We start from the raw sequence: 20,630 nt of genomic DNA, 5'->3' as shown, positions 1-20,630 counted from the left end.
ACTCAACCACCCAGGAAAAGGAGGCCAGGGAGGGAGGGTCAGTAGCGGCTGATCGCTCGGCGGGCGGAGTCGGTGCGCTGTTCTGGGTTGGCGATCTCGATCGCGGCGTGCAGCACCTGGACTCCCTCCGGGGAGGCCAGCACCGGGGTCAGCTCCAGGGAGGCCACCTGGGGGTGGTTGTCCTTGAGCGTGGCCACCCGCTGCAGCGTGTCCTCCAGGGCGGCGATGTCCACCGCCGGGACGCCCTTATAGCCGAAGAGCCGCTTCGCCGCCCGGGGTCGGCGCAGCAGCCCGCGCACGTCCTGATCCGTCAGCGGGGGCACCGCGTGGGCCCAGTCGTCGAGCAGCTCCACCGCGTCCCCGGAGAGGCCGAAGGAGATCACCGGTCCCATCAGCGGGTCCTCGATCGCGCGGATCACGCAGCCCTGACCGGCCGGCGCCATGGACTGCAGCTCCAGTCCCGCCGCGTCATAGTCCGCGAGCACCCGCCGCATCTCCGCGATCGCCCGGCGCAGCTCCTCGGGATCCTCGATGTTCAGCTGCACCCCGCCCAGGTCAAGACGGTGGCGCAGGTAGGTGTTCGTGGACTTCACCGCCACCGGGTAGCCCAGCGACTCTGCCGCGGCCAGTGCCTGATCCTCGGTGGAGAAGGCCACGGAGCGCAGCATCGACAGTCCGTAGACCTCCAAGAGCTCAGCGCAGCGCTCGGGCTCCAGCTGCCGCAGCGTGGCGCCCTGAACGCCGGCCAGCCAGCCGTCGAGCAGCGCATCACCGCGCCGCGACGCGGCCGTGCCCTCCAATCCGGCCGGCACGAACGGCGCTCCGATCCCCTCCGAGCGCCAGCGCTGATAGCGCACGATCTTGGCCAGCGCGGTCAGTGAGCGCTCCGGGGAGGAGAACACCGGGAACCCCTGCTGAAGGGACCCCTTCTCGATCACCGGGGCGGCATTGCCGATGTGGTTCAGCGGCACGGCGGAGTCCAGCACCCCGATCCAGGACGCGACCATCGGTTTGGTGTGCTGGCGCGCGGTCTGCGAGATCAGCCGGCTGTGGTCATAGTGCTCCCCGGTCACCGCGGGCTGCAGGCACAGTGCCACCGCGTCGACGTCCTCGGCGGTGAACAGCTCCTCCAGGGCGCCGGCCAGCGCGGCGTCGGCCTCGGCGCGGGGCAGATCGAGGTCTAGGTCCCCGACGACGTGGGTCGCGGTCAGGTCCAAGGTGCCGGCGGTGTCGGCCAGGATCCGGCTCATCGAGGGCGAGTTCGAGAGGATCCCGATGCGCCCGCCCCCGGGCAGCGGCTGGGTGGCGAGCACCTGGAGCACGTCCATGAGCGAATCGTGGTTGCCCACCTGGATCACCCCGGAATGCTCCAGCATGGAATCCACCGCGCCCATCGGGGCGCGGGTGGTGCGGACCTCGTGTCCCGGCGGCAGGCTGCGCCCCATCACGTCGGACTTCGCGACCACCACCGGCTTGGTGCGCGAGAGCCGGCGCGCGATCCGGGAGAACTTGCGCGGATTGCCGAAGCTCTCCAGATAGACCCCGACGGCGCGGGTGGAGTCATCATCCTCGAAGTACTGCATCGCGTCGTTGCCGGAGAGGTCCGCCCGGTTGCCCGCGGAGATCACCGAGGAGAGCCCCAGCTCACGCCGGTTGGCCTGGGCGAAGAGCGAGACCCCGATCGAGGCGGACTGGCTGAACAGCCCCACCCCGCCGCGCAGCGGCATCGTCGGGGAGAGCGAGGCGTTCAGGGAGACATCCGGGTCGGTGTTCAGCAGACCCACCGAGGCCGGTCCGATCACCCGCATCCCCCAGCGCCGCGCCAGGCGGACCAGCTCCCGCTGGGCCAGCCGACGCTGCTCCACGTCCTCCTCACCCGAGCCCAGCTCCGGGGCCGTGATCACCAGGATCCCCTTGACCCCGTTGCGTCCGCAGTCTGCGACCACCTCGGGAAGGTGCTCTGAGGGCACGGCGACGACGGCGAGGTCCACCTGCTGCTTGATGTGCGCCAGTGAGGCGTAGGCCTCCACCCCGCCGACCTCGAAGGCCTCCGGGTTCACGGAGTGGACTCCCCCGGTGAAGTGACCTTCGATCAGGTTCTGCACCAGGTGATAGCCCACGGAGCCGTACTCCCGGGAGGCCCCGATCACGGCGACCTGCTCCGGGGCCAGAAGCTCGGCGACGCTGCGGGACTCGGCCCGATGCTCCCGGGCCTCCATCACCGCCCGGGACCGCTCCGTGGGGTCGATGGGGAACTCCACCATCACCACGCCGTCCTCGAAGCTGCGCTGGGTCTCATAACCGGCCTCGGAGAAGACCGCCAGCATCTTCCGGTTCTCCGGGAGCACCTCGGCCGAGAAGCGCTCGAGTCCGCGCTCGCGACCGGCGGCCGCCAGGTGCTCCAGGAGCACCGAGCCCAGACCGCGGCCCTGGTGTCGGTCCGAGATGTTGAACGAGACCTCGGCCTCGCGGCTGCCATCGATCCGGTCATATCCGCCGACCCCGATGATCTCCTCGTCGAGCAATATCACCATCGCAACCCGATCCACGTGATCCACCCGGGTGAACCGGTCGAGCTCCTTCTCGGTGAGCGTGGACTTGAACGTGAAATAGCGCAGATAGATCGAGGACTCGGACTGCGAGGAATGCAGCCGCTGCAGCCGCTCGGCGTCCTCCGGACTGATCGGGCGCAGATGGGCGGCAGCCCCGTCTCGCAGCACGACATCTGCTTCCCAGTGCGCCGGATATCCGCCGGTTCGGGGTGTCTCACCCATAGGATCAAGACTAACCATCCCCACCCGGAGATCGATACCCACCCTCCGACGCGCCCTGATCACGCTGCTCGGCAGCTCCAGGCCTGCACCTGCCCCCGAGAGATACAGGACCAGCACACCCGCCATGGCCCGCCGTTCCAAGAGCGCCGACACTCCCCCGGTCACCCCGGAGGAGAACATCATCGACATCGACGTCTCCGCAGAGATGGAGACCTCCTTCCTGGAGTACGCGTATTCGGTGATCTACTCGCGAGCCCTGCCCGACGCCCGGGACGGTCTGAAGCCGGTGCAGCGCCGGATCCTGTACATGATGGCGGATATGGGTCTGCGCCCTGAGAAGGGCCACGTGAAGTCGGCCCGCGTGGTGGGCGAGGTGATGGGCAAGCTGCACCCGCACGGTGACGCCGCGATCTATGACGCCCTGGTCCGGATGGCGCAGTCCTTCGCGCTGCGCCTGCCGCTGGTGGACGGCCACGGCAACTTCGGCTCGCTCGACGACGGACCCGCCGCGCCCCGCTACACCGAGGCCCGGATGACCGCCGCGGCGCTGTCGATGACGGCGGACCTCGATGAAGACGTGGTGGACTTCGAGCCCAACTACGACAACCAGCTCACCCAGCCCGGCGTGCTGCCCAGCGCCTTCCCCAACCTCTTGGTCAACGGGGCCTCCGGGATCGCGGTGGGGATGGCGACGAACATGGCCCCGCACAACATGCGCGAGGTGATCAGCGGCGCCAAGCACCTGATCCTGCACCCGGAGGCCACCCTCGAGGACCTGATGGAGCACATCCCCGGCCCCGACCTGCCCTCGGGCGGTCGGATCGTGGGGCTGGAAGGGATCCGGGACGCCTACCGCACCGGCCGCGGCTCGTTCAAGACCCGCGCGAAGGTCTCCATCGAGCAGGTCTCGGCCCGCAAGACCGGGATCGTGGTGACCCAGCTGCCCTATATGGTCGGGCCCGAGAAGGTCATCGAGAAGATCAAGGACGCCGCCCAGGCCAAAAAGCTCACCGGGATCTCCGACGTCCTGGACCTGACCGACCGCAAGCATGGGCTGCGGATGATCATCGAGCTCAAGGCCGGATTCAACCCGCAGGCCGTCCTCGCCCAGCTCTACCGGCACACCCCGCTGGAGGACTCCTTCGGGATCAACAACGTCGCCCTGGTCAACGGGCAGCCGCGCACCCTGGGCCTGCTGGAGATGCTGCAGGTCTATGTGGACCACCGGCTGGATGTGGTGCGCCGACGCAGCGCCTACCGGCTGCGCAAGCGCCAGGCCCGGCTGCATCTGGTCGAGGGTCTGCTGATCGCGATCCTGGACATCGACGAGGTCATCCAGATCATCCGCGCCGCGGAGGACACCGCGGCGGCCCGGTCTCGGCTGATGACCATCTTCGACCTGAGCCAGGCTCAGGCCGATCACATCCTGGAGCTGCGGCTGCGCCAGCTGACCCGCTACTCCTCCCTGGAGCTGGAGCAGGAGAAGGAACGCCTGGAGGCCGAGATCGCGGAGCTGGAGGCCATTCTGGGCTCCGAGTCGCGGCTGCGCAGCCTGGTCGCCGATGAGCTCGACGAGGTCGCCGCGAAGTACGGCGACGATCGGCGCACCGAGCTGCTCGACGCCGAGGCCGCCCCCGCGGCCTCGGCCCAGCCTGACCCGGCAGCCCCCTCCGCCGGGTCCAGCCTGCAGATCCCCGACGCCCCCTGTTGGGCGGCACTCTCCAGCTCCGGCCAGCTGGCCCGCACCACCAACCGCTCCTCCCTGGTGCACCCGACCCGCCGTGCCCGCCACGACGCGCTGACCTCTGTTGTGTCCACCACCGCACGCGGGGAGATCGGCGCGGTCACCTCCGCGGGCCGGATGATCCGGGTGCCGGTGGTGGACATGCCCGCCGTGGAGATGTCCTCCGGCGCGGTCAACCTCAACCAGGGCGTGAAGGCCCGGGAGTTCCTGCATTTGGAGAAGAACGAGGAGCTGCTCGCCTTCGTCCCGCTGGACGCGGTGATCGCTCTGGGCACCGCGCAGGGCAGGGTGAAGCGGGTCAACCCGGACTACCCGCTGAATCGTGACGACTGGGAGGTGATCTCGCTCAAGGGTGAGGGACGCGCCCAGGACCGGGTCATCGGGGCCGCGGTGGCCGCCGAGGACGCCGACCAGCTCTGCTTCATCACCGCCGGCGCCCAGCTGCTGCGCTTCGGCGCCTCCCTGGTACGTCCGCAGGGACGCACCGCCGCCGGGATGCTCGGGATCAAGCTCGCCCCTGAGGACACCGTGATCGGCTTCTCCGTGGTGCCCGCAGCTGCATCCGAGGAACACGCCAGGGAAGGAGAGCCGAGCGGGGACCCGTCGCAGCGGCCGGTCGCCAGCGCTCTGGTGGTGACCCTCGCCGGCGGCGACGCCCCGCTGGAGGGCTTCGAATCCGGCAGCATCAAGCTCACCGACTTCTCCGAGTTCCCCGCCAAGGGCCGCGGCACCGCGGGTGTGCGGGCGCACCGCTTCATGCGCGGAGAGGACCACCTGAAGCTGGGCTGGGCTGGGATCGGGCCGGCGCTCGGCGCGGCCCGCAACGGCGCCGCGCGGATCCTGCCCTCGGAGATGGCGCGTCGGGACGGGTCCGGCATCCCGCTGGAGCGTGGCGTCGACGCCGTGGCCTCCAGTCCCGAGGCGCTCTCCGCCGCTGTGCGGTGACCATGACACACCATTATTACACCGTGTAGAAATCACGGGCTCGGCAGGAGTATTCTGGTCCCATCAGCTGACCGGGGACCGTCTCATCGCGTGCTCGCACCAGCTTCATCGACGTGTCACAGCACTAAGGAGCACCTGCCCATGGCCACCCTCGGAGGACTGGAGCGCTCTGTGATGAGCCTGCTCTGGGACAGCGCCGAATCCCTCAGCGCGAATGACGTGCGGGATCGTCTCGGCGAGGACCTCGCGGTGACCACCGTGCTCACGGTGCTCTCCCGCTTGGAGCGCAAAGAGATGGTGCGACGGGAACGTTCCACCCGGCCGCACCGCTACACCGCGGTGGCCTCCCGGGAGGAGCACACCGTGGAGATGCTCAACGAGGTGCTGGGCACTGCCGGAGACCGCGAGGCAGTGCTGGCCCGGTTCATCGGGGGCATCCCCGAGTCCGAGGCCGCCGCGCTGCGTCGTCTGCTGCAGAGATAGCCGCTCAGCCGCCGAATCCACATCGGCTCCGGAGACTAAACTGATCCGGTGACAATCCTCGCGCTCTGCCTGGCCGCTCTGGCCTTCGCCCTGGCCGTTCCGGTGCCCCGGGTGCTCAGCCAGGCGAAGTTCCGCACCCGCTCCCCCTGGGCCGCCATGCTGCTCTGGCAGGCGATCGCCCTGGCCGGCGGGCTCTCCATGGTGGGCGCGCCGATCGTCTATGGGCTCGGCCCGTTCGGGGACTCGGTCCCGGCTGCGGCCTGGCACGTGCTGCGCCTCTCGGCCGCCGCGGACTTCGGCGCCCTCCCGGCGCTGGGGGTCCATGCCGGTCACATCTTCGCGCTCTGCCTCGGCGTGCTGCTGGGGTGCCACCTGCTGCTGACCCTGCTGCTGACCTATGTGCGGGTCCTGGGGCAGCGCCGGCGGCACCGAGACGTGGTGCGGCTGCTCTCCACCCCGGTGGACGGGAACCAGGCAGCAGCCCTGGGACGGCACTTCAAGCTCTCTCCGGAGCTCATCCACGCCCATGTCCTGGAACACGACGCGCCACTGGCCTACTGCCTGCCTGGTCGCACCCACTCCGGCTCGGTCACGGTGCTCTCCCGGGGACTGCTGGACCAGCTCTCGGAGGGCGAGCTTGCCGCCGTCGTCGCCCATGAGAAGACACATCTGCAGCAGCGCCACCACTTCCTGACCATGGCCTTCGAGGCCTGGTACCGGGCGCTGCCCTGGCTGCCGACCACCCGGCACGGCCGCGCCGCGGTCACCGAGCTCACCGAGATGCTCGCCGACGACGGCGCCCTGCGCGCCCACCAGCGTGAGGATCTGGTGCGCGCGCTGGCGCTGAGCTCTGCCGGGCAGGAACACCGCGATGTCCGACGTGATGCCCGGCCGGACGCAGCGCCGGACCAGAGCACCCCAGGCCAGAGCACCCCGGGCGGCCACACGGAGGCCGCAGGGGCCACGGAGTCGGCAGAGACGCTCAGCGCGGCGTTGGAGCCCTCACCGCTGATCACCACGGCCCGGCTGAGCCGGCTGCTGGTCCCGCCGGAGCCGCTGGGCCGTCCCGCGCTGGGCGGGATCCTGCTGATCGTCGCGGCGCTGGTCTGCGTGCCCACCGCGGCGCTGCTGCTGGGACCCTAGCCGTTGGCGGCCAGGAAGTCCTCTGCCCCGCCGACCAGCTCGGTGTGGCCCTGTGGCAGATCCGAGCGTCCGATCAGCGCGGCGATCTCTGCGGCGAACTCCTCGACGCTGTAGAGCTTTCCGGCGGCCTCACGGCGGGTCTGGAGCGCACCGGGCTCGGCGCGCTCGAGCAGGGTCGCGGTGATGGTGCCTTCGATCATGTCCCCGGAGACCACGGTGAGCGTGATGCCCTTGGCGTCGAATTCCGGGATCAGCTCCAACAGCGCATCCTCACCGGCGCGCTTGGAGCGCGCAACCGGCTCATAGGCGTCCATGGTGGCGGTCTGCTCGATGAAGTGCGCCTGGTGGCTGGTCACGAACACGATCTGTGACCCCGCTGGCATCACCTGGATCGCGGTGCGCACCATCTGCACCTGGGCGTCCCGGTTGAGCTTGAGCGCGTAGTCCTCGCCCCGGCCGGACTCCATGCCGCCGGAGGCGTTGAGCACCAGCAGGTTGAGCCCGCCGAAGTTCTCCACCGCGGCGTCCACCAGGGCCTGCGCACCGACGGCCTCGGTGAGGTCGGCTCCTACGGCGACCGCCCGGCCACCGGCCTCCTCGATGCCCGCCACGACCTTCTTGGCCCGTGGCGCCTTCTGCCGGTAGTTCACGACGACGCCGGCGCCCCGAGCCCCGAGAAGGGCCGCGGTGGCGGCACCGATGCCGCGCGAGGATCCGGTGATGATGGCGCCGATGCCGGCGAGGTCCTGCTCTGTCATGGCTGTGTCCTCAGTTCTGCTTGTGCCTGATGCGTTCCTTAAAAAAATACCGGTGCCTGCCCGGGCCGGTCTCAGTGACCCATCCCCAGGCCGCCGTCGACCGGGATCACGGCGCCGGAGATGTAACCGGCCTCCTCAGACGCGAGCCAGCGGACCACCGAGGCCACTTCGGTGGGCTCGGCGAAGCGCCCCGCGGGGATGTTCTGCAGGTACTTGGCCTGCGTGGCGTCGTCCAGCTCGTCGGTCATGTCCGAGCGCACGAAGCCGGGAGCGACCACGTTGGCGGTGATCCCCCGGCTGCCCAGCTCCCGGGTCAGCGAGCGGGCCATGCCGATCAGCCCCGACTTCGAGGAGGCGTAGTTGATCTGTCCCGGGGAGCCGTAGAGCCCGACCACCGAGGAGATCAGCACGACCCGGCCCTTCTTCATCCGGATCATGCCCTTGGAGGCGCGCTTGAGCACCCGGAAAGCCCCGGTGAGGTTGGTGTCGAGCACCTCGGTGAAGTCCTCCTCGCTCATCCGCATCAGCAGCGTGTCGCGGGTGATCCCGGCGTTGGCCACCAGGATCTCCACCGGGCCGTGGGCCTGCTCCACCTCGGTGAAGGCGGCATCCACTGAGGCCGCATCGGTGACATCTGCGGCGACTCCGAGTGCACCATCAGGGGCGTCACCGTTGCGCGTGGTGACGGCGACCTTGTCCCCGTTGGCGATGAACGCCTCGGCGATGGCGCGGCCGATGCCACGATTGCCACCGGTGATCAGTACGCTGCGTGCGGTCATGAGTCTCCTTGTTACGGGTCTGGGTGCACGAGGGCACACGCCGGGAGCGGCGCCATCTACACGAAAGGGCTTCTGCACCCAGCCTATGCCAGCCGCTATGTGACCGTCGCGTCACATCGCCGTGAGCCACCAGGTTGGGCCCCTAGAATGAACCGGTGAGCGACCAGGTCCACTCGATCACTGATGCTCCCCAGAAGCACAGTGACGAGCAGAACTCGAGAATGGTGCGCTATGCGGTGTCGATGAGCATCCGTATGGTGTGCTTCATCCTTGCGGTGATCCTGCAGAACTGGATGACCTGGGTGCTCCTCGCGGCCGCGGTGGTCCTGCCCTACGTCGCGGTCACCACGGCGAACGTGGGCGCCGATCGGTATATGGGGCGCCGTCAGTCTGAGGACCTGGACTCCCCCGCCCTGCTGGGCACCGCGCATGAAGAAGGCGACCCGGAGTCGGACCGGCAGTGGTGGGAAGAGGACGAGCCCGAGCTGCACGACGGCTACTCCAACGGCGTCGCCGAGTCCGAGGTGATCTGCGGGGAGCTCGTGGAGCCCGACGGGCCTGAGCACCCGCGCGACACCGAGCACCCCCGCAACACCGAGCACCCCCGCGAGACTGAGCAGCCGCGGAACTCCGCTGAGACACCGCAGGACCCCGCCCCCGAGCCCCTCGACGATCAGGACACGCACCGCTGATGGATCTGCTGAACGCCCTGGGCGGCGACGGCGCGCACCCCGGACCGCAGGACCCGCAGTGCTCCCGAAAAGGCTGCCGCAGCGACGCGACCTGGCAGGTGCTGTGGAACAACCCGAAGATCCACGAGCCCGAGCGGCGCAAGGTCTGGCTGGCCTGTGATGAGCACCGCCCCTGGCTGGAGAACTACCTCACCCAGCGGCTCTTCTGGCGCAGCACCGAGGCGCTGGAACCTGCCTCCGGAACTGCCGAAGATCCACCCGGGCGGAGCCAGACGTGAACCGCTACCGCTTCCTGCTCACCCCCACCTGGCTGGGCTGGCTGGGCATCTGCGTGCTCTTCGCCGTGGCCTGCGTGTTTCTGGGTCAGTGGCAGATCGATCGCCGCGAGGTCGCCCTGGAGGAGATCAACCGGATCGTGGACAACTACGACCAGGAACCGATCCCCTACGCTGAGGCCCGGGAGCTCTTCGAGGCCGCCGAAGACCAGGACGAGTGGACGGTGGTCGAGCTCAGCGGGGAGTACCTGACCGAAGACTCCCGGCTGGTGCGCAACCGAGGTCACAGCGGCTCCGTGGGCTATGAATCGGTAGTCCCCTTCGCAGTGGCCGGGACGGACGACGTCGTCGTCATCGACCGCGGCTGGCTGCCCACCGACAGCACCGACGGCTCCCAGCCCGCGCTGAACCCGGATCCTCCCGAAGGTGAGGTGGACCTGGTGGCTCGGATCCGTCCCGCGGAGCCGGAGATCAACCGGGGCGCACCCGAGGGCCAGCTGGCGTCGATCGACTTGAACGAATACCAGGACCAGCTCGGCTACGACCTGCTCACCGGCGGCTATGGGCTCATGGCGGAGGAGTCACCGGCCCCTGAGGTGGCACCGCGGCAGCTGATCCGGCCCTCTCAGGATGAGGGACCGCATCTGTCCTACTCGATGCAGTGGATCACCTTCGGGCTGCTCGGCTTCATCGGTTGGGGCTATGCTGCACGGATCCACGCCCGGAACCGGGACTATGAGGAGGCCGAGGCGCTGATCGGCGGCGAGCCGCACCATGCCGAGGGCGCCGACGGCGCGCCGGTCCATGCCGCCTCCTCCGCCCCGGCCCAGAACCGGGTCCGCGAGGTCAGACGTCGGCAACGGATCAAGACCGGCAAGCTCTCGGACGAGGATCTCGAGGACGCCTGGGTGGAGGAGCGGCTGCACCGCTGAGGCTCATCCCGCCGGCGGGTACTCATCCTGTGCGCAGGACTCCACCTGCCGCCAGTGCAGAGACTCTTCGAGCTGCCAGTGGGTGAGTTCGGTGCCCAGACCCGGGCCTGCGGTGAGCCACCAGGTCTCTCCCGGGTTCCAACCGGCGATCACGCTCGCCGTCTCGGCGTCGATGTCGATGTCGATGGCCCGGCCTGCCGCACTGAGGTATCCGGCGACGCTGAGGTGCACGCCGTCGTACTGCCGGGCGACCGCGTGCCAATCGGGGATCACCCAGCGCCCGGAGCGACCGGTGGTGCGGTACCAGTCATGGCGCTTCTCACCGGTGACCTCCAGAGGGAAGCGACGGCACAGCGCGGCCCAGTCCTGCGCGGTGTGGATCTCACAGATCCGCGGGGCTCCGGGGATCCGGAGCCGTCGGGAGTGCGCGGTCTCCCAGCCGAAGCCGTCCTCGACGAGATACAACGTCACCGGGGCCTGGTCCGAGAAGCGGGGACTGCTGTGGCACAGCCTCCGGGCGCGCGGGCCGGCCAGCAGGGTGTCAGGGGTCAGTGCCATCCGGTGAGCCTAGCCTCGGCGCGCGCCGCTGACCAGCATCGAAAGATCCGCAGAGTCTTCTGAGAAGCCCCAGCTCAGGCCGTGGACACCCCCGCTCAGGCGAGCGTGATCAGATCCTCATAGTCCTTGGTGTAGATGTCTTCCTCACCGTCAGGCAGCAGCAACACCCGGTCCGGGCTCAGCGCCTCGACCGCTCCCGGGTCGTGGCTGACCAGCACGACGGCGCCCTCATAGGTGCGCAGCGCAGCGAGGATCTCCTCGCGGCTGGCCGGGTCCAGGTTGTTCGTGGGCTCATCGAGCAGCAGCACGTTCGCGCTCGAGGCCACGAGAGAGGCCAGCGCCAGGCGGGTCTTCTCACCGCCGGAGAGCACTGCGGCGGGCTTGCTCACGTCGTCGCCGGAGAACAGGAAGGACCCGAGGATCTTGCGCTGATCGGTGTCATTGAGGAACGGTGCGGCGGTCTTCATGTTCTCCAACACCGAGCTCTCGGTGTCCAGGGTGTCGTGTTCCTGGGCGAAATACCCCAGCTTGAGCCCGTGACCAGAGATGACCCGGCCGGCGTCGGCCTCGGCGGCCCCGGCGAGCAGCCGCAGCAGCGTGGTCTTGCCCGCGCCGTTATAGCCCAGGATCACCACACGGGACCCCCGGTCGATGGCCAGGTCGAGCCCGTTGAAGATCTCCAGCGAACCATAGGACTTCGAGAGCCCCTCGGCCATCAGCGGGGTCTTGCCGCACGAGGCCGGCGCAGGGAAGCGGATGTTCGCGACCCGCTCGGCGGCGCGCTCACCCTCGAGCCCGGCCATCATCCGGTCCGCGCGCTTGAGCATGGACTGGGCCGCCACAGCCTTGGTGGCCTTGGCCCGCATCTTCTCGGCCTGGAAGCGCAGCTGGCTGGCCTTCTTCTCCGCGTTGGCATACTCGCGCTTGCGCCGTGCGGCGTCCTGATCGCGCTGCACCAGGTACTTCTTCCACCCCATGTTGTAGACATCGAGGGTGGTGCGGTTGCCGTCGAGGTAGAAGACCTTGTTCACGGTGGACTCGATGAGCTCCACATCGTGGGAGATCATCAGCACCGCTCCGGCGTAGCTCTGCAGGTGATCGCGCAGCCACACGATGGAGTCCGCGTCGAGGTGGTTGGTCGGCTCATCCAGCAGCAAGGTGTCAGCGTCGGAGAACAGGATCCGGGCGAGCTCCACACGGCGGCGCTGACCACCGGAGAGGGTCTTCAACGGCTGGGAGAGGATCCGCTCCGGCAGGTCCAGGTTGTTGCAGATCATCGCGGCCTCCGCCTCCGCAGAGTAGCCGCCGGCGGCGTCGAACCGGGTCTGCACCTTCCCGTACTGGGCCATGGCCTTGTCCCGCACGGCGTCATCGGTGCTCATCATGTCCTGCTCGGCGGCGCGCATCTTCGCGCTGATCACGTCGAGCTCGCGGGCGGAGAGGATCCGGTCCCGGGAGAGCTGCTCCATGTCATCGATCTTGGGGTCCTGCGGCAGGTAGCCGATGCTGCCGCGACGCTCCACATGACCGGCGGCAGGCTGGGTCAGCCCGGCGAGCACCTTGGTCATCGTGGTCTTGCCGGCACCGTTGCGACCGACGAGCCCGACCTTGTCCCCGGAGTCGATCCGGAAGTTGACCTCGTCCATCAGCAGGCGCGCGCCCGCTCGGAGTTCAAGATTGGATACGCTGATCAACGGTGCAGATTCCCTTCGGGCCGAGACGTTCTCGCCGGCCTGACAATGCAAGATGGGTGGGTGGGGTGGACAACCTCTCTAGTGTAACGACGACGCTCGATGCCGTCGCATTCGACGTGGACACCGCCGAGGGCGGGCGACGCCGGATCCTGCACCCGCTGAGCCTGTCCCTGTCCCAGCATCGGATCGCCGTCATTGGTGCCAACGGGTCGGGCAAGTCCACACTGCTGCGCCTGATCGCCGGTCTGGTCGCCCCCACGCAGGGATCGCTCCAGCTCAGCCCGTCGGGTGTGCGGTCAGGGTTCATCTTCGCCAACCCGCAGGCGCAGCTGATCATGCCGGTGGTCGGAGAGGACATCGCGTTCTCGATGCGCCGCAGCATCAGCTCCGCCTCCCGACGTCGCGCGCGCAGCCGTGAGATCTTGGACACCATGGGGCTCGGCGAGAGGGAGAACTCCAGCATCTACGACCTCTCCTCCGGCGAGCGCCAGAAGGTCGCGCTGGCAGGTGTTCTGGCCGCGGAGCCGGAGCTGGTCCTCGCCGATGAGCCGACGACGCTGCTGGATCTGCGCAGCACCGTGGAGTTCACCGAGCTGCTGATGGGGCTTCAGGCGCCGATGATCGTGGCCACCCATGACCTGCAGCTGGCCGCACGGGCGGAACGCGTGCTGGTCTTCGAGGAGGGCCGGCTGACCGCCGACGACGCACCGGCCCCGGCGATCGCACGCTACCGCGAGGTCGCCGGCGCCTGAGGCGGCAGGTTGCCGAGGCACAGGCTGGCGAGGCACAGGTCGCTGAGTCACGGGTCGCTGAGTCGGCCGACGCCAGGGTCAGCGGGTGCAGGGTCAGTAGGCGCCGGTCCCGCCGAAGACTGCCCGTGCGGTGCGCAGCACGATCTGGATGTCTCCGAGCAGCGTCCAGTTCTCCACGTAGTAGAGGTCCAGTCGGATGCTCTCCTCCCAGGAGAGGTCTGAGCGTCCGGTGACCTGCCACAGTCCGGTGATCCCGGGCTTGACCAGCAGCCGCCGGTGGGCGGTGTCGTCGTAGGCCTCCACCTCTTGGGGCAGCGGCGGTCGCGGACCCACCACGGACATCTCCCCGCGCAGCACGTTGTAGAACTGCGGCAGCTCGTCCAGGCTGAGCCGGCGCAGCACCGTCCCCACCCGGGTGACCCGCGGATCCCGGCGCATCTTGAAGAGCACCTCATTGCCCTCGGAGCGGTCCTTGAGCAGTGAGAGGTACCGCTCGGCGTCGACCACCATGGATCGGAACTTCAGCATCGAGAACCGGGAGTGGTTGATCCCCACCCGTTCTTGCCGGAAGAGCACCGGCCCAGGACTGTCCAGCCGCACCCAGACCGCGATGATCGCCAGCCCAGGTGCGAGCATCAGCAGCGCCAGCGCTGAGACGAGGACGTCGAAGCTGCGCTTGAGGATCCGGGCACGTCCGGTCAGCCGCGGGTAGGCGACGTGGAGCAGCGGGACTCCAGCGATCATGTGGGAGCTGATCCGTGAGCCGGCCGTCTCGGTGAGCGAGGGCACCACCACCAGGTTCACGTCCAGCGCATCCAACGCCCATCCCAGTTCCCGCACCGCCTGCGCAGAAAGCAGGTCGGTCTCGGTGAGCAGCACCAGGTCCGCTGCGCTGCTGGTGACCACATCCACGATCTGGGCGACAAGGCGCTCCCGGGCTGCGGCATCACCGCCGGTCAGATCCCCCCGGACGGGATGCGTGGCGATCACCACCGTTCCGGTGCAGGAGGTCGCACCTTGGACGGCGGAGACCACGTGGTTGATCTTTCCCGGGTGTCCCACCACCACGGCCCGGTGGGTCCAGATGCCAGACCGCCACTTCCGCTGCAGCACCCGTCGCCACACCCAGCGGCCCAGCAGCAGACTCAGGGCGCCCATGGGGAGGGACCAGATCAGATGCTCACGCGGGGTGGGCAGGTCCAGAGCCACCAGGGTCGCGAAGAAGAGTCCCACACTGGTCACCGAGGCGACGAGCACCCGGCGGTACTCCGTGACGCCCGCCCCGATGTGCCGCCAGTCCCGAGATCGTGCGGCCCCCAGCGCGGTGAGCCACAGCGCCAGCAGCACCGCGGTGCCCAGCACCGGCAGCTCCGGCAGCGCCAGGAGGTGGACCGCAGCCACTGTGCCCGATGCCAGGATCAGATCCGTCAGCGCCAGCCGTCTCGCGTAGCCCCGCTGCCACTGCCGTGCCGAGGCTGGCCCGGCCGGTGCCGTCATCCAGTCGTGGCTCGCGGCAGCGTTGCTGAGACTGATCGGGGTGGTCTGCACGCTCATGGCCGGGCCTCATTGATCTGCGCGGCACCACCTGGGTGCCCGGGCGTCGCGTCGAAGCCTGCCCACCAGGCGCCGAGCTGCAGATCCACAGCGTCAGGGGTGAAGGGATCCATGCCGCCCGATGGGTACGGTGTGAGCTCGCCGAACCACGGTTCACCGTCGATGTTGTAGAGGTCCACCCGCATGAAGTCGTAGCCGGCGCCGAGGGTCTCCACGGCACGCACCATCGCCTCGAAGTTGTCCGGACGCGGCAGGACCGCACCTCTGGGTGCCCCATTGGCGATATCCAGAGCATCCCATTCTCGGTTGTAGAACATCTCCTCGAAGTTGTCCGTGAACCGGTTGCTGTCAGTGTGCAGAATTCGCAGCCTGCCGTGGAACACGAAAAACTTGTAGTCCACCAGAGTCCGGCCGTGCCCGATGCGAGGTTCGATGATCAGCTCTCGGCGGGCGGTGCTGTAGGCCCACTCCCCCACGGCGATCCGGTCGTAGGGTCGGAGCCAGCCTCGGGTCACCCTGCGCAGCTCATCCAGGGTGGTGCTGCGATCGCCGAAGTGCACCGCCTTGCTGCGGTGATTCGGCTTGATCACCCACTGGTCCGGCAGGCTCGCCAGGTCGAGCTGGTCCAGGTCGGTCCCGTGCCACAGCGTGTCAGGCACGTTAATCCAGGGGGTGTGCTCCGCGGCGTAGGCCTTCATCGCGCGTTTATCGCAGGTCCACGCAATCTCCGGGCTGCGATCCCGCAGCATCCGCTGGGTGAGGAACTCGGTGAACCGCGCCGGGGTCTTGAAGTCCCCCCAGCGACCGAAGCGACGGCGGTACATGACCTGACGCAGGATCGAATCCGGAACGGGGGTCAACATTCTGCGAGCTGAAGGGTGCATGGTGATTGCCTTTCAAGGTCAGGCCTGCTGAGCAGGCGTGAGGAAACGGTCATGGGTCTGCGCGGCGCCGGATGCCGCAGCGGTGGACGCCTTGCCGGCGGGGCTGGTGGGATCGGATGGCTCGGTGGAATCAGCAGGGTCAGTTGGATCAGCAGGCTCAGGTTGATCAGCGAGCTCAGCCTGATCAGCAGGGTCGGTCTGATCGGCGAGCTCAATGGGGTGCCGCGGGGATGCGGAGCTCGGCGCATCGGCGGTGCCGGTCGAGGACCGCGTCACCGGTGACCCAGGCGCCGATCCTGCGGCCGCGACTCGCAGCAGCCGGGCTGCCAGCAGCAGTCCCGGGATGACCTGCGCCAGCGTCACCCCCAGGGCCATCGAGACGCCGGGGGCGGCGGCGCCGAGTCCCAGCCGGATTCCAAGCAGGGTCCCGGGGACCACGATCCCGAGCAGCGCCAGGGACATGGCGGCCTGGCGCCAGAAGCCAGCACGGTCGGTGAACAGGTTGACCTGGGTCAGGTGAGCGGACTGCGCGATGAGCGCCGCGCTGAGCCCGAGCACCACACCCCAGGACGGCACCAGGCTGCCTCCGGAGACCAGATCTGCCACGGGGCGGGCGAAGCTGAGATAACCCAGGGCGGCTCCGAAGCCGAGCCCGGTGAGCATCAGATTGGCTCGTCTCCAGAGCTGCGGATCCTTCGCCACTGCGAAGCGCGGCCAGAGCACCGTGGCTGCCATATAGAGCACCGAGTAGATCGGCATGTAGAGCTGCAGCGCGATCGCGTACTCGCTGAGGTCCAGGGCTGAGCCCGCACTGGCCAGCACCAGCCGTCCGTGCTGCTCGGAGAGGACCATCCCCGCAGTGGACAGCAGGACCGGCAGTCCCCCGAGCAGGATCAGCCGGATCGAGGTCTCATCGCGCACCACCTTCCCTGCCGGAGCCGGCTGTCCCGGGGCCGCTCCCTGCGGGTGGCCCGGACCGGTGATCCCTCGGAGGCCGATGCGCGGATGGACAAAGGCGAGATAGCCGCAGAGTCCCAGGAAGCTCAGCGTGCTCAGCGGCAGACCCAGAGCCAACCAGGCCACGGGGACCCCGAGCTGTCCCAGGGCCAGGACCACCAGCAGGTTCCCCACCGAGGGGATCAGTCCCAGCAGCACCAGCACGTCGGCGCGATCGCGACCGATGAGGACTCGTTCAGCGATCCCCAGCGGAAGGCTCAGGAAGAACACCGCGAGCACCAGGCTCATCACCAGATCCACTTCCCCGGCCAGGGCCTCGGGCACATCGAAGACCCCGGACCAGAATCCGGAAATCCCGCTCAGCACCGCACCCGCCGCCCCCACCACGCCCACCGTGCCCAGCAGCAGGGCCGTGCGCCGGATCAGCACCCGGACTGTCTCTGCTCCGCTGGCCGAACCATCGGCGCGGGCCACCGCGCGGGCCACCGCTGCCCCCATGCCGAGATCCGCGAATGGCAGGGCGAGCTGCAGCTGGGCGACCAGGGTGATGAACCCGAAGGCCAGCACCCCCGCGTAGTGCACGGTGAGTCCCGCGGTGGTCAGTGCGCACAGCGCGCTGACCGGCAGCACTGCCACGCGCAACCCAGCCGTGCGCAGGAACATCGCAGTCCAGCTGCGCTGCGGTGCTGGTCGGGGATCACCCGGGGCAGCGGGATCAGCCGCAGGCGAACCCGGGACGGAAGCCTCAGGAGCCATGCCCGCCCACTCTCAACATTCCGGAGACTGCCAGCACCACGGCGGCAGCGTGCGGGCGTGCCCGCAGCCCTCGGGCGAGCTGCCGCAGGCCCTGGTTCCACGCCCCGGAGGCGAAGGCGCCGCGCGCCACCACCGAGGTGAGGAAGTCTGCCCGGGACCGATCCGAGAGCCCCGGACCGACCGAGTCGAGCCAGCGCGAACTGGCCTGCCAGTCGGCGCTGCGCGAGATGGAACCGGTGCTGCCCTGGTGCACCCGCACAAGCACCTCGGGCAGCATCCTCAGGGTCTTGCCTGCTGCTTCAAGCCTGGCAAGCCAGTCCCAGTCCTGGTGCCGGGTCAGGTCCTGGTTCCAGGGCACCTGCAGGGCGGTGTCGCGGCTGCACAGCAGCGATGAGGTCTGCATGAAGTGCCGACGCAGCCGCAGGGTGGACCGGTCCAGGACGTAGTCGACCACAGGCACCGCCTGGTCTCCCTCGGAGTGGTAGAGCCGCTCCGGCACGACCCGACTCGTGGAGCCGACCAGGAGCGACCGTGAGCTGACCACGGTGTCCTCCCCGGCCACCGCCATCTGCAGAGCGGCCTTCTCCGAGACCCATTCGTCGTCGTCGTCGAGGAAGGCGACGTGAGTGGTGCGCGCGCTGCGCACCCCGAGGTTCCGCGCGCCCGCCCCGCCCAGCCCGCCGGGGCTGACCACCAGCAGGTGCGGCAGGCCCTGCAGCAGCTTCTCCACGCTGGCGGCGTTCTCCGGCCGATCCAGCACCACCAGCGCTGTGGTGGGCCAGGTCTGGCGCGACACCGAGGCGACCGCCCGCTTCAGCGAGCGGCGCCCCACCGTGGGGATGATCGCGGTCAGCGTGCGCGGCGGGGTGGACTCGGGGCGGTCGTCGAGCTCTGCGGTGAACGGGACCTGGTGCATCGTCTCGCTCCAGGCCGAGGTGGTGATGCTCATCAGGCCCTCCACATCAGCAGCGCGGCGAGCTTCATGGGTTCCAGCAGATAGCGCCCGGCGAGCCGGCGCGGGTCGGTGGCGAGCCGCCATGCCCATTCCAGGCCCATGGTGCCCAGTCGCCGCGGGGCGAGCGACTGGGTGCCTCCCAGCTGGTCCAAGGCTCCGCCCACCGTGGCGATCACCGGGACGTCCAGACGTGCGCCGAGCTGATCGGCGATGCGTTCCTGCAGCGGCATGCCCATCCCGATCAGCAGCACCTGGGGATCGTGAGCCCGGATCTCCTCGGCGACCTCATCGACATCCTCGGCCCGCCACGGGTCACCGGGGATGCCCTGCCAGGCGACGTCTCCGCCCAATGAGCGCAGGTGCCGCAGCACCGCTGTGCTCGCCGCCGGGGTGCCGCCGAGCAGCGTCACGCGCTGGATCCCCTCCAGGTCAGCCAGCCCGTCGAGCCAGTCGGTGGACCCGATGCGGTGTTCGGTGCGCAGCGGCGCGCGCTGCCCGATCCGCAGCAGGGCCAGCAGCGGCATCCCGTCGACCACGACGGCTCCGGCGCGGTCATAGAAGTCGCGGAACTCCGGCAGGCTGTACCAGAGGTAGACCGAGTGCAGGTTGTGCCCGGCGACCAGCATCTGCCGGCCCTCCTGGACCGCGTCGCGGATATGGGCGAGCAGCTCCGCGCGGTTCAGCGGGGTGACGGCGACGCCGAGCAGAGGAACATTCAGGGACGGGATGACAGTCATCGGAGATCTCCTTGTGGATGAAGCGACGGTGCATGGAACGGAGCCAGAGGTCGTTGAGCGGCTGCGGGGTCGACTGCTTCGCGGGGTCCAGCTGTGAGGACCGCGAGCAGGATCGGCAGAGCCACATAGGGGTTGTTGAAGCCGCTGACCGAGGCGCTGTTGATCACCGCGATCGCCAGCAGCGTCAGGGTCAGGCCCCAGGGCACCCGGGCCTGGCGCATGATCACCAGCGGCAGGAGCAGCGCCATGAGCAGGGCCAGGAAGCCGCCGTCGTAGAGCAGCCGCAGGATGAAGGAGTGCAGGATCACCGAGTAGCACTGGCCGTCCCCTGCGGAGGAGAACAGCACGTCGTAGTAGGCCAGCGAGGCGCAGCCCTGCGGGGAGAGCGGGGTGATCGGTGGTGTCCCGAAGGTCCAGTCCAGCCATTGCCAGCGCTGGACCTCGCTGAGGAACACCTCGAGGAACCTCACTCGGTCGATCACCTCGGACTCCGCGGCCCGGCCTGCGAAGATCACCCAGGGGACGACGACGGCGACCACCGGGGTGAGCATGGCCAGGTAGCGCAGGAAGACATCCCGGGTGCTCACGCTCCAGAGCGCGAAGGCCACGAGCACCAGGTAGGTCAGGGCGCCGCTGCGGGACCCGGAGAGCAGCGTCAGCAGACCCAGCAGCAGGATCAGCCGGATCCCATTGCGCGGGTCATTGCGGTGGATGACCGCTGCCGTGCCGCTGAAGAGCGCCAGTTCGAAGTTGTTCTCCAGGAACAGTCCGGGACGTTCATCCAGACCCAGGGTGAGCGCGGTCAGCACCGACTTCACGGTGGCCAGTCCGACCAGCCACCATGCCAGCCGGGTGAGCAGCTCCGGCCTGCTCCATCGGTGGCCTCGGGCCAGCGCGAAGACCGCGAGGTAGACCAGCCAGCGGTGCGCCTGCAGCAGATCCAGCAGCGGAGGATCCACCGAGACCGCGGCTATGCCGCGCGCCGCGAGGTACCCCAGGACCAGGAGCAGGCTCACCCAGGACTGGATCCGACCGCGAAACAGGATCCATACGGCGAGCAGCAGCACCCAGACATCGAGCAGCGTGGTCATCGGCAGCGGCGAGAACTCACCGACGAAGCCGACGCTGACCAGCCCACCACCGATGAGCAGCAGGCACAGCAGCTTCTGCAGCGCCTCCGGGATCTCCGTGCGGTGCGTAGGTTCGTGGTCGGTGATCGGGTTCTTCGCAGGCACCAGCGGGGTGGTCAGCATGCTCC

The 20,630-nt window shown here is 68.9% G+C and carries 18 protein-coding genes; 7 read left to right on the top strand and 11 right to left on the bottom strand.

What is annotated here, in order from left to right; genetic code table 11:
* Positions 1-38: 38 nt before the first annotated feature.
* Positions 39-2,774: a bifunctional GNAT family N-acetyltransferase/acetate--CoA ligase family protein gene (locus tag HNR24_RS02750; RefSeq protein WP_182494949.1), complete on the bottom strand. Its 2,736-nt coding sequence runs from the start codon at positions 2,772-2,774 to the stop codon at positions 39-41.
* 124 nt (positions 2,775-2,898) lie between these two features.
* Between HNR24_RS02750 and HNR24_RS02745 the strand changes: the two genes are divergently transcribed.
* The 3 genes from HNR24_RS02745 (at position 2,899) to HNR24_RS02735 (ending at position 7,089) form a co-directional block, all read left to right on the top strand.
* The gene (locus tag HNR24_RS02745) at positions 2,899-5,463 is read left to right on the top strand and encodes a DNA gyrase/topoisomerase IV subunit A (protein WP_182494948.1); all 2,565 of its coding nucleotides are present in this window, start codon (positions 2,899-2,901) and stop codon (positions 5,461-5,463) included.
* A gap of 141 nt (positions 5,464-5,604) precedes the next feature.
* A complete protein-coding gene (locus HNR24_RS02740) occupies positions 5,605-5,946 on the top strand; it encodes a BlaI/MecI/CopY family transcriptional regulator (protein WP_179442540.1) in 342 nt (113 codons plus the stop codon).
* A 48-nt stretch (positions 5,947-5,994) separates the two neighbouring features.
* The gene (locus HNR24_RS02735) at positions 5,995-7,089 is read left to right on the top strand and encodes a M56 family metallopeptidase (RefSeq protein ID WP_182494947.1); all 1,095 of its coding nucleotides are present in this window, start codon (positions 5,995-5,997) and stop codon (positions 7,087-7,089) included.
* Here HNR24_RS02735 and HNR24_RS02730 read toward each other — a convergent pair.
* Positions 7,086-7,847 carry an SDR family oxidoreductase gene (locus tag HNR24_RS02730; RefSeq protein WP_182494946.1) on the bottom strand — a complete coding sequence of 254 codons (762 nt, stop codon included), beginning with the start codon at positions 7,845-7,847 and terminating at the stop codon, positions 7,086-7,088. The two genes, HNR24_RS02735 and HNR24_RS02730, sit on opposite strands and share 4 nt — an antisense overlap.
* Before the next feature lie 71 nt (positions 7,848-7,918).
* A complete protein-coding gene (locus HNR24_RS02725) occupies positions 7,919-8,626 on the bottom strand; it encodes a beta-ketoacyl-ACP reductase (RefSeq protein WP_058889109.1) in 708 nt (235 codons plus the stop codon).
* Positions 8,627-8,781: 155 nt separating this feature from the next.
* Between HNR24_RS02725 and HNR24_RS02720 the strand changes: the two genes are divergently transcribed.
* Genes HNR24_RS02720 through HNR24_RS02710 form a run of 3 tightly spaced genes read left to right on the top strand, consistent with a single transcriptional unit; the run spans position 8,782 to position 10,525 of the window.
* The gene (locus HNR24_RS02720; protein ID WP_182494945.1) at positions 8,782-9,318 is read left to right on the top strand and encodes a DUF3099 domain-containing protein; all 537 of its coding nucleotides are present in this window, start codon (positions 8,782-8,784) and stop codon (positions 9,316-9,318) included.
* Positions 9,318-9,596 (top strand): hypothetical protein, encoded by a 279-nt coding sequence (locus HNR24_RS02715; RefSeq protein WP_058889107.1) that lies wholly within the window; start codon positions 9,318-9,320, stop codon positions 9,594-9,596. The genes HNR24_RS02720 and HNR24_RS02715 overlap by 1 nt, the downstream gene beginning before the upstream one ends.
* A complete protein-coding gene (locus tag HNR24_RS02710; protein ID WP_182494944.1) occupies positions 9,593-10,525 on the top strand; it encodes an SURF1 family cytochrome oxidase biogenesis protein in 933 nt (310 codons plus the stop codon). Before HNR24_RS02715 ends, HNR24_RS02710 begins: the two co-directional genes overlap by 4 nt.
* Positions 10,526-10,528: 3 nt before the next feature.
* Here HNR24_RS02710 and HNR24_RS13770 read toward each other — a convergent pair whose 3' ends face one another.
* Entirely contained in the window at positions 10,529-11,083 is a 555-nt protein-coding gene (locus HNR24_RS13770; protein WP_220477146.1) for a hypothetical protein, read from the bottom strand.
* A gap of 95 nt (positions 11,084-11,178) precedes the next feature.
* Positions 11,179-12,777, bottom strand: a complete 1,599-nt coding sequence (locus tag HNR24_RS02700; protein WP_182494943.1) for an ABC-F family ATP-binding cassette domain-containing protein — start codon at positions 12,775-12,777, stop codon at positions 11,179-11,181.
* A gap of 65 nt (positions 12,778-12,842) precedes the next feature.
* Here HNR24_RS02700 and HNR24_RS02695 point away from each other — a divergent pair, with 65 nt between their 5' ends.
* On the top strand, positions 12,843-13,529 hold the full coding sequence (locus tag HNR24_RS02695) for an energy-coupling factor ABC transporter ATP-binding protein (protein WP_310735369.1): 687 nt from the start codon (positions 12,843-12,845) through the stop codon (positions 13,527-13,529).
* Positions 13,530-13,622: 93 nt separating this feature from the next.
* On the opposite strand, the gene HNR24_RS02690 is transcribed toward HNR24_RS02695, so the two are convergent.
* The 6 genes from HNR24_RS02690 to HNR24_RS02665 are packed head-to-tail and all read right to left on the bottom strand — an operon-like array spanning position 13,623 to position 20,625.
* On the bottom strand, positions 13,623-15,083 hold the full coding sequence (locus HNR24_RS02690) for a sugar transferase (protein WP_058889102.1): 1,461 nt from the start codon (positions 15,081-15,083) through the stop codon (positions 13,623-13,625).
* On the bottom strand, positions 15,080-15,946 hold the full coding sequence (locus HNR24_RS02685; RefSeq protein ID WP_182494942.1) for an ATP-grasp fold amidoligase family protein: 867 nt from the start codon (positions 15,944-15,946) through the stop codon (positions 15,080-15,082). The genes HNR24_RS02690 and HNR24_RS02685 overlap by 4 nt, the downstream gene beginning before the upstream one ends.
* Before the next feature lie 39 nt (positions 15,947-15,985).
* On the bottom strand, positions 15,986-17,680 hold the full coding sequence (locus tag HNR24_RS02680; protein WP_182494941.1) for a lipopolysaccharide biosynthesis protein: 1,695 nt from the start codon (positions 17,678-17,680) through the stop codon (positions 15,986-15,988).
* A complete protein-coding gene (locus HNR24_RS02675; protein ID WP_182494940.1) occupies positions 17,670-18,629 on the bottom strand; it encodes a glycosyltransferase family 2 protein in 960 nt (319 codons plus the stop codon). Before HNR24_RS02675 ends, HNR24_RS02680 begins: the two co-directional genes overlap by 11 nt.
* A complete protein-coding gene (locus tag HNR24_RS02670) occupies positions 18,629-19,372 on the bottom strand; it encodes a WecB/TagA/CpsF family glycosyltransferase (RefSeq protein ID WP_182494939.1) in 744 nt (247 codons plus the stop codon). Before HNR24_RS02670 ends, HNR24_RS02675 begins: the two co-directional genes overlap by 1 nt.
* A complete protein-coding gene (locus tag HNR24_RS02665; protein ID WP_182494938.1) occupies positions 19,369-20,625 on the bottom strand; it encodes a hypothetical protein in 1,257 nt (418 codons plus the stop codon). The genes HNR24_RS02670 and HNR24_RS02665 overlap by 4 nt, the downstream gene beginning before the upstream one ends.
* Between the last annotated feature and the right edge of the window lie 5 nt (positions 20,626-20,630).

It is taken from the genome of Nesterenkonia sandarakina, from assembly GCF_014138825.1.
GTDB classification, from domain to species: Bacteria; Actinomycetota; Actinomycetes; order Actinomycetales; family Micrococcaceae; genus Nesterenkonia; species Nesterenkonia sandarakina.
This window is presented reverse-complemented; position numbering and strand designations above follow the sequence as displayed.